The organism is Massilia sp. 01N417, from assembly GCF_056399645.1.
Genome location: NZ_JBFTRS010000032.1, coordinates 24,074 through 38,622, shown reverse-complemented (window position 1 = coordinate 38,622; position 14,549 = coordinate 24,074). Strand labels below are relative to the sequence as shown.

14 protein-coding genes and 1 tRNA gene are annotated in these 14,549 nt (G+C 63.0%); 4 read left to right on the top strand and 11 right to left on the bottom strand.

The window, feature by feature from the left end; translation table 11 throughout:
• Positions 1-236 precede the first annotated feature (236 nt).
• Positions 237-1,049, top strand: a complete 813-nt coding sequence (locus AC1DOQ_RS25260) for a Crp/Fnr family transcriptional regulator (RefSeq protein ID WP_477370593.1) — start codon at positions 237-239, stop codon at positions 1,047-1,049.
• On the opposite strand, the gene AC1DOQ_RS25255 is transcribed toward AC1DOQ_RS25260, so the two are convergent.
• The 11 genes from AC1DOQ_RS25255 to AC1DOQ_RS25205 form a co-directional block, all read right to left on the bottom strand.
• Positions 1,003-2,526 carry a CHASE3 domain-containing protein gene (locus tag AC1DOQ_RS25255; RefSeq protein ID WP_477370590.1) on the bottom strand — a complete coding sequence of 508 codons (1,524 nt, stop codon included), beginning with the start codon at positions 2,524-2,526 and terminating at the stop codon, positions 1,003-1,005. The two genes, AC1DOQ_RS25260 and AC1DOQ_RS25255, sit on opposite strands and share 47 nt — an antisense overlap.
• A 151-nt stretch (positions 2,527-2,677) precedes the next feature.
• Positions 2,678-3,310, bottom strand: a complete 633-nt coding sequence (locus AC1DOQ_RS25250) for a response regulator (protein WP_141837548.1) — start codon at positions 3,308-3,310, stop codon at positions 2,678-2,680.
• A gap of 167 nt (positions 3,311-3,477) precedes the next feature.
• Positions 3,478-3,891 carry a MerR family transcriptional regulator gene (locus AC1DOQ_RS25245; protein ID WP_477370587.1) on the bottom strand — a complete coding sequence of 138 codons (414 nt, stop codon included), beginning with the start codon at positions 3,889-3,891 and terminating at the stop codon, positions 3,478-3,480.
• A 19-nt stretch (positions 3,892-3,910) separates the two neighbouring features.
• Positions 3,911-4,321 carry an integration host factor subunit alpha gene (locus AC1DOQ_RS25240; protein WP_477370628.1) on the bottom strand — a complete coding sequence of 137 codons (411 nt, stop codon included), beginning with the start codon at positions 4,319-4,321 and terminating at the stop codon, positions 3,911-3,913.
• Positions 4,322-4,389: 68 nt separating this feature from the next.
• Complete coding sequence (gene pheT / locus AC1DOQ_RS25235) at positions 4,390-6,813, bottom strand: phenylalanine--tRNA ligase subunit beta (protein ID WP_477370584.1); 2,424 nt, start codon at positions 6,811-6,813, stop codon at positions 4,390-4,392.
• 154 nt (positions 6,814-6,967) lie between these two features.
• A complete protein-coding gene (gene pheS / locus AC1DOQ_RS25230) occupies positions 6,968-8,002 on the bottom strand; it encodes a phenylalanine--tRNA ligase subunit alpha (RefSeq protein ID WP_477370581.1) in 1,035 nt (344 codons plus the stop codon).
• A gap of 136 nt (positions 8,003-8,138) precedes the next feature.
• Positions 8,139-8,498 (bottom strand): 50S ribosomal protein L20, encoded by a 360-nt coding sequence (rplT, locus tag AC1DOQ_RS25225; protein WP_036228505.1) that lies wholly within the window; start codon positions 8,496-8,498, stop codon positions 8,139-8,141.
• A 20-nt stretch (positions 8,499-8,518) separates the two neighbouring features.
• Complete coding sequence (rpmI, locus tag AC1DOQ_RS25220; protein ID WP_036228503.1) at positions 8,519-8,719, bottom strand: 50S ribosomal protein L35; 201 nt, start codon at positions 8,717-8,719, stop codon at positions 8,519-8,521.
• 303 nt (positions 8,720-9,022) lie between these two features.
• On the bottom strand, positions 9,023-9,547 hold the full coding sequence (gene infC, locus AC1DOQ_RS25215) for a translation initiation factor IF-3 (RefSeq protein ID WP_477370626.1): 525 nt from the start codon (positions 9,545-9,547) through the stop codon (positions 9,023-9,025).
• A gap of 53 nt (positions 9,548-9,600) precedes the next feature.
• Positions 9,601-11,511: a threonine--tRNA ligase gene (thrS, locus tag AC1DOQ_RS25210; RefSeq protein ID WP_477370578.1), complete on the bottom strand. Its 1,911-nt coding sequence runs from the start codon at positions 11,509-11,511 to the stop codon at positions 9,601-9,603.
• 246 nt (positions 11,512-11,757) lie between these two features.
• Positions 11,758-11,834: transfer RNA gene (locus AC1DOQ_RS25205), tRNA-Val, on the bottom strand.
• A gap of 162 nt (positions 11,835-11,996) precedes the next feature.
• Between AC1DOQ_RS25205 and AC1DOQ_RS25200 the strand changes: the two genes are divergently transcribed.
• From AC1DOQ_RS25200 to AC1DOQ_RS25190, 3 genes are all read left to right on the top strand, one after another.
• Entirely contained in the window at positions 11,997-12,911 is a 915-nt protein-coding gene (locus AC1DOQ_RS25200) for a cation diffusion facilitator family transporter (protein ID WP_477370575.1), read from the top strand.
• Between the two features lie 89 nt (positions 12,912-13,000).
• Positions 13,001-13,981 carry an NAD(P)/FAD-dependent oxidoreductase gene (locus tag AC1DOQ_RS25195; protein WP_477370572.1) on the top strand — a complete coding sequence of 327 codons (981 nt, stop codon included), beginning with the start codon at positions 13,001-13,003 and terminating at the stop codon, positions 13,979-13,981.
• 71 nt (positions 13,982-14,052) lie between these two features.
• Positions 14,053-14,541: a hypothetical protein gene (locus AC1DOQ_RS25190; protein WP_477370569.1), complete on the top strand. Its 489-nt coding sequence runs from the start codon at positions 14,053-14,055 to the stop codon at positions 14,539-14,541.
• The last annotated feature ends 8 nt before the right edge of the window (positions 14,542-14,549 follow it).

Genomic DNA, 14,549 nt, shown 5'->3' with positions numbered 1-14,549 from the left:
CGTTTTAATGCACTTTGGCCATTTCCAGGTGGCTAAAACTAGCCCGCTTTGAATGTTTCTCTCTAGTAGGACTGGACTGACAAAACATCATGCATAGAACCTACATGGGGGCGACGACTAGTCTTATGTTCGGCAAGAGACTATGGCAATAAAGTACACACATCGCGATGAGGAAACCCATCCAACAGTCGCACCCCACGAAGTACCCGATGTAAGACAGAGATAACGAGGACAATATGAATAACGCTCAACTTGGTGTTGCCGCCCAGAAGGCCCAGCCGGTCAACCAGATTCCCGCCTCCGCCGAGGAATTCAAAGTGGCGTCCCGTCCGGTCGTCAGCTACAGCGGCACCCAACAAAATGAGTTGCTTGCGGCCCTGCCGCGCCAAGACCTGGAAACCCTGTTTGAGCACCTGGAACTGGTTCCCCTGCCCTTCGGCAAGGAACTGTTCGAATACGGCAGCAAACTCGAATACGTTTATTTCCCCACCACCGCCATCGTCTCCCTGCTGTACGTGATGGAAGACGGCGCCACCACCGAGATCGCCGTGGTCGGCCATGAAGGCGCGGTCGGTGTCTCGCTGTTCATGGGCGAACGCGCCACCTGCAGCGCCGTGGTCCAGAGCGCCGGCTATGGCTACCGCCTCAAGACCCAGTTCCTGCGCGACGCCTTCAACAAGGGCGGCGCCCTGCCCCAGCTGCTGATGCGCTACACCAATGCCCTGTTCGCCCAGATGGCCCAGAACGCCGTCGGCGGCCGCCACAGCTCGATCGAGCAGAAACTGTGCCGCTGGCTGCTGGACCGCCTGGACCGTTCGGCCAGCAATGAGCTGAAAGTGACCCAGGAACTGATCTCCATCATGCTGGGCGTGCGCCGCGAAAGCATCACCGCCGCCGCCGGCAAGCTGCAGGACGAAGGCCTGATCCAGTACCGCCGCGGCAACATCACCGTGCTGAACCGCCAGGGCCTGGAAGACTACGCCGGCGAGTGCTACAAGGTCGCTAAGAGCGAGTATGACCGTCTGCTGCTGGACGTGGCGCGCGCATGAGCGCGGGCAAGCCCGGATCCTTCTGAGCATCCCCCAAAGCCAGCGCCGCCGGCGCCGGAACCGCCACTGAGGCGGTTCCCGCCGGTGCGGCGCCAGGCGACTCCAGCGGCACCCAGGCCTGTACGCAGGTACCTACCCCGTTCACTCCCCGCCCCACCTTCAATGTCCCGTTCAGCAGCAGCGCACGTTCGCGCATGCCCAGCAGGCCGTGCGACTTCGTGCGCCGCATCGCATCCGGCGAAATACCGACGCCGTCGTCGCTGACTTCCAGCGCCAGTCCCTCGCCTTCGCGCGCCAGGTGCACGACCACGTGGCGCGCCTGTGCGTACTTGGCGATATTGTTCAGCGATTCCTGGGCAATGCGGAAGAGGGCGATCGCCTGCATCGGCCCGGCGCTGTCGGCTTCCGGGTCGATCAGGGCTTCGCAGTCCAGGCGCGTGGCGCGCGCGTAATCCTCGCAATAGCTCTGCAGTGCCGCCGCCAGGCCCAGGTTGTCCAGCAGGCTGGGCCGCAAGTCCTCGACGATGCGGCGCTTCAATTGCACGGTCTCGACCAGGGTCTTGCGCGCGCAGCCGAGGGCCGCCGCCTGTTCCGGATGGGTTTCCTTCAACTGCTCGCCGACCGTCGACAAGTACATGCCGATGGCGGTCAGGTTGGCGCCCATCTCGTCGTGCAGCTCGCGCGCCAGGCGCGCCTTCTCCTCTTCCGAAACGCTGATCAGGTGGCGCGACAATACCGACAGCTGCTCGGTACGCGACGCCACCAGGGATTCGAGGTGGTCGTTGGTCTGCTCCAGGGCGTGCTGGGCGTGCAGGCGCAGGCGGAAGCCGCGCCGGATCAGGTTATAGAACAGCAGCAGCACGGCGATGGCGGCGATGTTCGTGCCCAGCCCCAGCAGGGCCGTGCGCTGGTATCGCTCGTAGAAGGCGGCGCCGCGCGCGGCCAGCAGCTCATTCTGCTCGCCCGTCATGATGACCACCTGCAGCCGGATCTCGTCCATCTGGGTCGGGTCTTCCTGGGTGCGGGCGATCGCGATGATGTCTTTCAGGCCGCCGTGGCGGTAGACCTCGAGGGCCTGGTTCATCAGGTCCATGCGGCGCTGCACCAGGGTCTGCAGCTGGACCAGGTTCTTGAGTTGCGAGGGATTGTCGGCCAGCAGGTCCTTGAGCACCCCGAACTGGCCGCCCAGCTCATGCTCGGCGGTACGCAGCGGGCCGAGGTAGGTATCGGAACCGGACAGGAAATAGCCGCGCAGCCCGCTGTCCGCATCGGTGACCAGCAGGTTCACATATTGCAGCCGCGCGGACACGCGGTCGGCCTGCGCCTGCCTGCCATTGGCCTCCTTCAGGCCGTCGAGGTTGCGCATCAGGCTGACGCCGTTCAGCACCAGGATCAGCACGCAGACCGCACACAGCAGAGTCTGGTACAGAGGCAGGCTGCGGCCCGGCTTGAACGCGGGGTCGGTACTGAAATACATCCTGGAACGGTCCTCTCACGCAGCGACGATGTGCGGAATTATAGACTGAGGGAAATTGCTGTGCAGCGCAGTAGAAATGGCGCGCGGAGAGGTGTGGCGGGAGGACGACGCGGCGGGCGTGCCGTCCTCCATATTGCAGACTGCCGACTCTTCAGTCGAGCAGGTTGTTCTTCATGGCGTAATAGGTCAGGTCGCTGTTCGACTGCAAGCCCATCTTTTCCATGATGCGGGTGCGGTAAGTCGAGACAGTCTTGATCGACAGCGACAGCGCATTGCCGATATCGGACACCGTCGCGCCCTTGGCCAGGCGCAGGAAAACCTGGAATTCGCGGTCCGACAGCTCGGTGTGCAGGGCCGTGTTGGGGTCGCGGTCGAAGCTCTGGGCCAGCAGTTCGCCGACCTGGGAGCTGACATAGCGGCGGCCCTGGTAGACGGTACGCACGGCGGTCTTGAGCTCGTCGGCGTCGCATTCCTTGTTCAGGTAACCGTTGGCGCCCATCTTGAACAGGTTGAGCGCGTACTGCTGGGCCGGGTAACCCGACAGGATCAGGACCGGCAGGTTCGGCTGGCCCTGACGGATGGTGCGCAGGATGTCGATGCCGCTCTGGTCGGGCATCGCAATATCCAATAGCAGCACGTCGCAAATCTCACGACGTGCGATGTCGAGGGCTTCGCGCCCGGTCGCACCCTCGGCGACGACTTCGAAATCGCCGGAGGACGAAAAAATCTGCTTGAAACCTGCTCGAACTATCTGGTGATCGTCACAAATGGCAACGCGTATCATTGTCTTCCCTTAGATTTTTCCTGAGGCAGGAAAGAGCCGACGCCGACATCCGCGCCTGCACCGGCAAGCGTTTGAGTCAGCAAAATAAGCAAGTGACATTCTAGCACCTCCTAGGTGCAGAACAACAGAAGCACGAATACTTGAGCTCGATACCTGACGATCCCGGTTCAGGCTGCCGGCGCCCCGTGCTTCAGGATGGCGAGAATGGCGTGCAATTCCTCGCGCAGCAGCTCCGGTGCGATGGTCGGCACCGGCGGTTCGGGCGGCACCGGCGGCGGCAGCTCGGCCTCCTCGACCTGGGCGCCGCGGCCGTCGAGGCGGTTGCGGGCGCCACTGATCGTGAAGCCCTGCTCGTACAACAGTTCGCGGATACGCCGGATCAACAGCACTTCGTGGTGCTGGTAATAGCGGCGGTTTCCACGGCGTTTGACCGGCTTTAGCTGGGTAAATTCCTGCTCCCAGTAACGCAGCACATGCGGTTTGACCCCGCACAATTCGCTGACTTCCCCGATCGTGAAATAGCGCTTGGCCGGAATCGGTGGCAATACAGTCAGTTCCATCTTGTTCGGTCGGTCATTCATGGCTGTTTGGCTTGACTACTCAGGCTGCGCGCGCCAGTGATCCGTCGTCGGAACCGGCCGGATTGGCCTCCTCGACCATGCTCTTGAGTTTCTGGCTGGCGTGGAACGTCACGACGCGACGCGCAGTGATGGGGATTTCTTCCCCGGTTTTCGGATTGCGGCCCGGACGCTGCGGCTTGTCGCGCAACTGGAAGTTGCCGAAGCCGGACAGCTTGACCGCTTCGCCGCGCTCGAGCGCATTGCGGATTTCGTCGAAGAAGGTTTCGACCATGTCCTTGGCTTCGCGCTTGTTCAGGCCAACCTGCTCGAACAGCAGCTCGGCCAGCTCCGCCTTGGTCAGGGTCGGCAACTCCTTTTCGGCCGCCTGCCGCACCCTGTGGGCGGCGAGCGCTTCCTCGAGTACGACGGAGTCTAAGTCGTTGTTGTTAATTTTAAGCCCTACCTTACGTTTTGGATGGGGCTCGGAATCCGAGCCCCTGTCAGGCAATCTGCCCTTATTCAGGCGCGCAGTTTGGCGCCCTGTTGTTGCGCCGCCGATGCCAGCGCGGCCATGATGGCCTCCACCGCATCGTCCTGGAGCGTCGATTGAGTATCTTGCAAGCTAAAGCGGAAAGCAAGACTTTTTTCATCTTGTTCCAAACCCTTGCCGCGATATTCATCAAATAAAACAACGGCTTGCACGAGTTTACCATACGCGTTCGACGCCAGCTCGGCCTTGAACGCGTCGAGCAGCGCCTGGGCCGGGACATCCTGTTTCACCACCAGCGCGAGGTCGCGGGTCGCACCCGGGAACTTCGAGATTTCGGTGTAGGTCGGCACCACGCGCTCGCGCAGGGCGTCGGCATCGACCTCGAACAGCACCGGTGCCTGCGGCAGGTCGTACTTCTGCAGCCAGCGCGGATGCAGCTCGCCGATGAAGCCGATCACCTTGCCGTCCAGTTCCACCTGGGCGCAGCGGCCCGGGTGCAGGGCCGGATGCTCGAGCTTGGCGAAGCGCAGGCTGCGCGGCGCGAACAGCGCTTCGAGGTCGCCCTTGACGTCGAAGAAGTCGACCGCGCGGGTCGGCAGGCCCCACTGCTCGTCACTGGCCGGACCGTAGGCCATCGCGGCGACGCGCTTCGGCTGGTCGAAACCGGCAATCGACAGCGGACCGTCGGCGGCTTGCGGATTGCGGTGGAACACGGCGCCCACTTCGAACACGCGCACGCGGCCGGCCTTGCGGTTGACGTTGTAGCGCACGTTGGCGACCAGGCTGCCGATCAGGTTCGAGCGCATCACGCTCATCTGGCTGGCGATCGGGTTCTGCAGGCGGATCGGATCGGTATTGCCGGCAAAGTCGGCTTCCCACTGGCTTTCCACGAAGCTCATGTTGACCACTTCCTGGTAGCCGAGGTCGGCCAGCTGGTGCCGGATCGCGAACAGCGAACGCGTGTTTTCCGGCTCGATCAGCATGGCGCTCGGCGCCACCGGCGGCAGTGCCGGGATGTTCTCGAAGCCGTACACGCGGGCGATTTCCTCGATCAGGTCTTCCTCGATCTCGATATCGAAACGGTAGGACGGCGCAGTGACCGTGAAGCGGCCCGGCGCTCGCTCGAACGGCAGGCCCAGGCGGGTGAAGATGTCGGCGACGGTGTCGTCGTCGATCGCCACGCCGATGACCTTCTGCGCGCGTTCGGTGCGGAGCAGGACGGGCTGGCGCTGCGGAATGTTGACGACCTGGTCGTCGACCGGACCGACCTTGGTGTCCGGCGTGCCGCAGATCTCGACGATCAGCGAAGTGATGCGCTCGATGCGCTCGACGGTACCGGCAAAGTCGACGCCGCGCTCGAAGCGGTGCGCCGCATCGGTCGAGAAGTTGAAGCGGCGCGCACGGCCCTGGATGGCGCCCGGCCACCAGAATGCCGCCTCGAGATAAATGTCGCTGGTGTCCAGGGTGACGGCGGTGGAGTCGCCGCCCATGATGCCGGCCAGCGATTCGATTTCCTTCTCATCGGCGATCACGCCGACCCACTCGTCGACCTCGACGGTGTTGCCGTTCAGGAGCTTCAGCGACTCACCCTTCTTGCCCCAGCGTACGTCGATGCTGCCGTGGATCCTGGCCAGGTCGAACACGTGCGAAGGCTGGCCGGTTTCCAGCATCACATAGTTGGAGATGTCGACCAGGGCCGACACCGAGCGCTGGCCGCTGCGTTCCAGGCGGCGCTTCATCCACTCGGGCGTTGCGGCGCGCGCGTTCAGGCCGCGGATCACGCGGCCGGTGAAGCGGCCGCACAGGTCCGGCGCCGAGACCTTGACCGGCAGGATTTCGTCGATACCTACCGGAACGATGCGCTGGGCCGGGAAGGTCAGCTCCGCGCCGGTCAGGGCCGACACTTCGCGCGCCACGCCCAGCACCGACAGGCAGTCCGCCTTGTTCGGGGTCAGCTTGATGGTGAACTTCTGGTCGTTCAGGCCCAGGTAATCACGGATGTTCTGGCCGACCGGCGCGTCTTCCGGCAGTTCCATCAGGCCGCTGCTCTCTTCCGAGATCTTCAGTTCCTTGGCCGAGCACAGCATGCCCTGCGACTCGACGCCGCGCAGCTTGCCGACCTTGATCTCGAAGGGTTTGCCGTCCGCGCCCGGCGGCAGCACGGCACCGGCCTTTGCCAGGATCGCCTTCATGCCGGCGCGCACGTTCGGGGCGCCGCACACGATATTCAGGAGCGTGCCGCTGCCGGCGTCGACCTGGCAGACGTTCAGGCGGTCGGCGTTCGGGTGCTTGGCCACTTCCTTGACTTCGGCCACCACGACGTTCGAGAACGGCGGCGCGACCGCTTCCACTTCTTCGACTTCGAGGCCGGACATGGTGAGCAGGTGGGCCAGTTCGTCCGAACTCATTTTCGGATCGACCATGGAACGGAGCCAGTTTTCGGAGAATTGCATATCAGTGCCTTTTCAAGGTCTTAAGTTTGCATTTCAAATGGTTTCAGAAACCGTAGCGAGCGGGCTCAGTTTCGCTCGAGAAGCGCAGCCGTACTCGAGTACGGCGAGCATCGCAGAACGAAAATGTGCCCGCGCAGTAGGTTTATGAAGCCATTTAATTGAATTGCTTCAGGAAGCGCAGATCGCCCTCATAGAAGAGGCGCAGATCGTTGATCCCGTAGCGCAGCATGGTGAGACGTTCGAGGCCGGAGCCGAACGCGAAGCCGATGAATTTTTCCGGATCGAGGCCGAAGTTGCGCACCACGGTCGGATGCACCTGGCCGGCGCCCGAGACTTCCAGCCAGCGGCCCTTCAGCGGACCGGAGCCGAAGGCGATGTCGATCTCGGCCGAGGGTTCGGTGAACGGGAAGTAGGACGGACGGAAGCGCACCTGCAGGTCGTCGGTCTCGAAGAAGGCCTTCACGAAGTTCAGGTACACGCCCTTGAGGTCGGCAAAGCTGATGTCCTCGCCGATCCACAGGCCTTCGACCTGGTGGAACATCGGCGAGTGGGTGGCGTCGCTGTCGACGCGGTAGGTGCGGCCCGGCGCGATCACCTTGATCGGCGGCGTGTGGGTGCGGGCATAGCGCACCTGCATCGGGCTGGTGTGGGTACGCAGCAGCAGCGGTTTGCCCTGGCTGTCGTTGCCCTCGATATAGAAGGTGTCCTGCATCGAACGCGCCGGGTGGTTTTCCGGGCTGTTCAGTGCGGTGAAGTTGGTCCAGTCGGTTTCGATCTCGGGGCCGTCGGCCACGTCGAAGCCGATCGAGCGGAAGATCTGTTCGACCCGTTCCCAGGTGCGCATCACCGGGTGGATGCCGCCCATCGAGCGGCCGCGGCCCGGCAGGGTGACGTCGATGCTCTCCGCGTTCAGGCGCGCCATCAGCTGGGCGTTCGCCAGGTCTTCGCGGCGGGCGGTCAAGGCCTGTTCGATTTTTTCTTTGGCGGCATTGATCAGGGCGCCCTGCGCCTTGCGCTGGTCCGGGTCGAGCTTGCCGAGGCCCTTCATCAGTTCGGTCACCTGGCCAGTCTTGCCCAGGTATTTCGCTTTTGCGTTTTCCAGCGCGGCAGCGTCTTGTGCGAATCCAAAATCAGCCTGTGCCGAAGAGATCAGCTCTTGCAGCGCGAGTTCTTCCACCGACGAGTTCATGCTTGTTCTTTTCCTGTTTTGAATGGCGGGGAACGCCAGAATCAAAAACGGGGCATCGGTCCTTCAACCTTTGCCCCGTCCTTTTTGCGCCGGCGGCTTGCACCGCGGCGCTGTACAACTGTGTGCTGAACTGAGATTAGGCAGCCAGCTTTGCCTTGACGGTGTTCACGATAGCGGCAAATGCCGGCTTGTCGTTCACAGCCATGTCGGCCAGGACTTTACGGTCCAGTTCAATCGCGGCTTTCTTCAGGCCGTTCATGAATGCGCTGTAGGTCATGCCGTGCGAACGCGAAGCCGCGTTGATACGGGTGATCCACAGTGCGCGGAAAACGCGCTTCTTGTTGCGGCGGTCGCGGTATGCGTACTGGCCAGCGCGCATGACTGCTTGCTTGGCAATACGGAATACTTTGCTGCGGCGGCCACGATAGCCTTTGGCAAGCTCAAGAACCTTCTTATGACGGGCACGTGCAGTAACCCCACGTTTTACTCGAGGCATATTAGCTCCTTAGTGTGAGATTAAACAGCAGACGGCATCATGCGGTAGACGCTCTGGACGTCGGACGCATTGATGTTACGGGTGCCGCGCAGTTGGCGCTTGTTCTTGGTGGTCTTCTTGGTCAGGATGTGACGCTTGAACGCCATACCCGATTTGACGGTACCACCCGGACGCACGCGAAAACGCTTTTTCGCGGAGCTTTTGGTTTTCATTTTCGGCATAGTCTTCTGCCCTCTTACAGGCAGCCTCATATGTAACAGGATTGCAGGTGGCAGCAACGCTGCTCTTGGATGCCTGCTTTCACTTGTTTCTGCAGCAGAAGCGAGTCCACTACAGTCTTGCATTCCCGCATCATACGATACGAGAACCGCAGATCATACCACAGGTTTTGCTTGCGTGGGCATCCCGTGACCACGTCTGGAGCCCGCATGTCGACAGCCCAAGCAGAACAGGCCAGGCCCGGGCCACAGGAAACCTGCAGCCCGGGCCTGGCCCGGCTTGACTGTCTCAACGAGCGAAGAAGCTTATTTCTTTTTCTTCGGCGCGACCACCATGATCATCTGGCGGCCTTCCAGCTTCGGGAACTGCTCGACCTGGCCATAGGGCTCCAGGTCGCCGCGCAGACGCTCCAGCATGCGCGCACCGATGTCCTGGTGGGCCATCTCGCGGCCACGGAAGCGGAGCGTGATCTTGGTCTTGTCACCCTCTTCCAGGAACTTGATCAGGTTGCGCAGCTTGATGCTGTAGTCGCCTTCGTCCGTACCCGGACGGAACTTGATCTCCTTGACCTGGATGATCTTCTGCTTCAGCTTCGCTTCGTGCGCCTTCTTCTGCTCCGAATACTTGAACTTGCCGTAGTCCATCAGGCGGCAAACCGGCGGGACCGCGTTCGGCGCGATCTCGACCAGGTCGACGTTCGCTTCTTCGGCCATACGGAATGCGTCAGCCAGGCTCACGATGCCCAGCGGCTCATTGTCAACGCCATTCAGACGCATTTCCGGATGGGTGATTTCGCCATTGATGCGATGTGACGACTTGTCAGTAGCTATGGTGTTTCCTTTAAAAGTTAATTAGATCGGGCCGTCTCAAGGCGCAAGAATGCTTATTTCGCCTTGGTTGCCACCTCGCCGAGGAGGCGTTCCAGCAATGCATCGACCGACATGACGCCGAGATCGACATTGCCGCGTGCGCGAACGGCCACAGTGTTGGCATCCCGCTCTTTATCTCCGACAACTAAGATGTACGGCAGTTTTTGGACGGAATGCTCCCGGATTTTATAGGTAATCTTCTCGTTCCGCAAATCAGCGTGAACACGCAGGCCGGCCGCCTTCAGACGGGCTTCCACTTCTTTCACATATGAAGCTTGCGCATCAGAAATGTTCAAGATCGCAAGCTGGACCGGCGCGAGCCATAGCGGCAGCGCGCCCGCGTAGTTCTCGATCAGGATGCCGATGAAGCGCTCCATCGAACCCACGATCGCGCGGTGCAGCATCACCGGTACCTTGCGGGTATTGTCTTCCGCCACGTACTCGGCGCCCAGGCGGCCCGGCATTGAGAAGTCGACCTGCATGGTGCCGACCTGCCACGGACGGCCGAGGCTGTCCTTCAGGTGGTACTCGATCTTCGGGCCGTAGAAGGCGCCTTCGCCCGGCAGCTCGGTCCACTCGACGCCGCAGCCGCGCAGGGCCGAACGCAGGGCCTCCTCGGCCTGGTCCCAGACCTCGTCGCTGCCGATGCGGTTTTCCGGACGCAGGGCGATCTTGACGTCGATGTTCTCGAAACCGAAGTCTTCATAGACCTTCATCGCCTGGGCGTGGAAAGCCACGACTTCCGGCGCGATCTGCTCTTCGGTGCAGAACACGTGGCCGTCGTCCTGGGTGAAGCCGCGCACGCGCATCAGGCCGTGCAGCGCACCCGAGGACTCGTTACGGTGGCACTGGCCGAACTCGCCGTAGCGCAGCGGCAGGTCGCGGTAGGAACGCAGGCCGGCGTTATAGATCTGCACGTGGCCCGGGCAGTTCATCGGCTTGAGCGCGTAGGTGCGGTTCTCCGACTCGGTGGTGAACATGTTTTCGCGATAGTTGTCCCAGTGGCCGGTCTTCTTCCACAACGACACGTCGATGATCTGCGGCGCCTTGACTTCGTTGTAGCCGGTCACCTGGTAGGTATGGCGCATGTACTGTTCGACCTGCTGCCAGATCGACCAGCCTTTCGGATGCCAGAAGATCAGGCCCGGGGCCTCGTCCTGGAAGTGGAACAGGTCCAACTGCTTACCCAGCTTGCGGTGGTCGCGCTTCTCGGCCTCTTCCAGCATGTGCAGGTACTGCTCCTGCTCTTCCTTCTTAGCCCAGGCGGTGCCGTAGACGCGCTGCAGCATCTCGTTCTTCGAGTCGCCACGCCAGTAGGCGCCGGCCAGCTTCATCAGCTTGAACACCTTCAGCTTGCCGGTCGACGGCACGTGCGGGCCGCGGCACAGGTCGGTGAACTTGCCTTCCGAGTACAGCGACACATCCTCGTTCGCCGGGATCGAGGCGATGATCTCGGCCTTGTAGTCTTCGCCGATGGATTTGAAATAGGCCACCGCCTCGTCGCGCGGCAGGACCTTGCGGGTCACCGGCTCATCCTTCTTGGCCAGCTCGACCATCTTCTTCTCGATGGCTTGCAGGTCTTCCGGGGTGAACGGGCGCTTGTACGAGAAGTCGTAGTAGAAGCCGTTGTCGATGACCGGGCCGATGGTGACCTGGGCTTCCGGGAACAGTTCCTTGACCGCGTAGGCCAGCAGGTGGGCGGTCGAGTGGCGGATCACGTCCAGGCCTTCCGGGTCCTTGTCGGTGACGATGGCGAGATCGGCATCGCTCTCGATCAGGAAGGAAGTATCGACCACCTTGCCGTTGACCTTGCCGGCCAGCGCGGCCTTGCCCAGGCTCGGGGCGATATTCTGCGCCACCTGGGCCACGGTGACCGGGCCCTCGAATTGACGGCTGGAGCCGTCCGGAAGTCGCACATTCAGCATCTTGATCTCCTGTTCGGCGCCCTCGCGCCCGCAAAGTTGGAAAATGAGTTAATAAATTTGAAACGGAAAATATTCGGACGAAAAAAAACGCGCACCAGGCGCGTTTTCTTTTAGTGTCGTAGAGCTTTCAACAGGCAAAAGCACACCATACCGCGTCTAGCGATTCCCCCACAACCAAGTTGTAGTTCGCGGTGTCATAACCGTCGGTGCCTTTCTCGCTCTTACTAAGGATACTGCTGAGTATTCTGGTGGGCGGTGCAGAATTCGAATCTGCGACCCCTTGGATGTCGACCAAGTATTCTAACCAGCTGAACTAACCGCCCGTATGCCGCCATTATAGGGGGTCGGCTGCAGTTGTGCAAGGCAGCACGGACGATGGGCGTTTGGTGCCTGTTTTCGACGTTTGCGGCCGTACGTATTTGCGTGGGCACGGGGTGCCCACCCTGCGTGTATACTTCTGCGCTGCTCTTCTACCAATATCGAATATGTCCGACCAGTCCGCCTCCTCCGCCCACCTGCACGCCCACCTCGACGGCGACGCCCGCCATGGCCACGTCATCGAAGGCCGCAGCCAGGCCGCGATGGGGCTGGCGTTGGGGCTGACCCTGCTGTTCGCCGTGATCGAGGCGGTCACCGGCGTCTTCTCGAATTCGCTGGCCCTGATCTCGGACGCCGGCCACATGGTCACCGACGCCGCCGCCCTCGGCCTGGCGCTGATGGCGCAACTGATCGCGCGCCGGCCGCCGTCGAGCCGCCACTCCTTCGGCTTCGTGCGTGCCGAGGCGCTGGCCGCCTTCGTGAACAGCCTGGCGATGCTGCTGCTGGTCGGCTGGATCGTCTACGAGGCGGCCACGCGGCTGGCCCATCCGGAGCAGGTACAAGGCGGGACCGTGTTCGTGGTCGCCACGATCGGCGCCTGCATCAATATCCTGGTGGCCTGGGTGCTGTCGCGCGGCGAGCAGAGCATCAACACCCGCGCCGCCCTCGTCAACGTGCTGGGCGACCTGCTCGGCTCGGTGGCCGCGATCGCCGCCGGCGCCATCATCCACTTCACCGGCTGGCTGCGGATCGACCCCATCCTGTCGATCTTCGTGTCGCTGCTGATCCTGAAATCGACGCTCGGCGTGCTGCGCGAGTCCTACCACTTCCTGATGGAAGGCGTGCCGCACCAGATCGACTACCTGGGCGTGGGCGCCGACCTGGCCGCCGTGCCCGGCGTGCTGTCGGTGCACGACCTGCACGTGTGGGACATGTCGCCGGGCGAGCCGGCCCTGATCGGCCACCTCGAGATCGCCGACCTGAACGCCTGGCCCGAGGTGCTGCGCGCGGTGAAGGAGATGCTGCTCGCCAAGCATGGCATCGATCACGTGACCTTGCAGCCGGAAGCCCAGGGTCATTGAGCACTTTCGGCTGCCTGTCAGCGCCCTCCGACCCCGTGCCGGGGCGCACGCCGATAGGCCAGCCGATGGGTGTTGCCGATAATCGGCACATGCCTATCCAAGACCAAGTCTACGACTGCCTCATCATCGGCGGCGGCCCCGGCGGCCTGACCGCCGCCATCTATCTGCGCCGCTTCACCCGCAGTGTCGCCCTGGTCGACAAGGGCAACAGCCGGCTGCGCCTGATTCCCGTGTCGCACAACTACCCGGGTTTTCCGGAAGGCGTGCCAGGCAATGTCCTGCTGGGCAATCTGTCGGTCCAGCTGGAACGCTACGGCGGCAGCGTGATGCCGGGCGAGATCGTCGACCTGCGTCTCGAGGACGGCCTGTTCGTCGGCGACTATGCCGCGGAGGACGCACCCGAGGGCGAGTTGACCCGTATCCGCGCCCACACCGTGCTGCTGGCCACCGGCGTCGCCGATGCCGGCCTGCCGATCGAGAACTGGCGCGAAGCGATCGCCTCCGGCTCCTTGCGCCTGTGCCCCGTGTGCGACGGCTTCGACGTGATGGACAAGCGCATCGCGGTCGCCACCGCCGATACCAACCCGGTCGGCCACGCCCTCTTCATGCGCACCTTCAGCGCCGACGTCACCCTGTTCGAGCGCGGCTCGCCCTCGATGCTGGACGATGACGACAGGGCCCGCCTGGCTGCCGCCGGCGTGCGCCTGATCGAATCGCCACTGGTGTCCGTCACCATGGATGCGTCGATGAAGCCGGTGATGCATACCGAGGACGGCGAAGACTATTCGGCCGACGTGTTCTACCCGATGCTGGGCGAGAAGGCCCGTTCCAGCCTGGCCGCGAAGCTGGGCGCCCGCACCGCGCAATGCGAGGAATTGCTGGTGGACGCGCACCAGGCCACCAGCGTGCCGGGCCTGTACGCGATCGGCGACGTCACCGTGGGCCTGAACCAGATCGCGGTGGCGACCGGCGGCGCGGCCAGGGCGGCGGTGCGCATCCACAACCAGCTGCCGCCGGCACTGCGCCAGGCGATGCCACGGCCGGCGCAGGCCGGATGGACGGCTTCCTGATGGGCAAGGTGTCGATATAATAGTGTCAAGCCGCGCCCGCTCCGGACCGGCATGACAACGTCGACGAGCCCATGAAGAAGACTTTTCCGTCCCTGCTGCTGATCGCCTCCACCCTGTCCGGCGCCGCCTTCGCCGCCGATGATGCCGCCATGCTGGCATGCCGCGCCCTGCCCGACACCGCGAAGCGGCTGGCCTGCTACGACGCGATTCCGGTCGGCGCAGCCGCTCCGATGGCCGCCCGGTCCTCCGCGCCGGCTGCCGCGCCGGTGCCGGCCGCATCGCCCGAGCAGAATTTCGGCCTGCGCCCGGTGGTCAGGAAACAGCAGGATGCCGAACCCGCGGCCATCCACAGCAGCGTGGTGGGCCGCTTCGACGGCTGGAGCCCGGGAACGGTCCTGACCCTCGCCAACGGCCAGGTCTGGAAGGTGACCGACGACGCCGATGCCGTGCTGCCGATCATGCAGAACCCGAAGGTCGAGATCACGCGCGGCCTGCTGGGCGCCTACTTCCTGCAGGTCGAGGGCCATACCAACAGCGCAAGGGTGGCGCGGGTCAGGTAAGGCCCGGC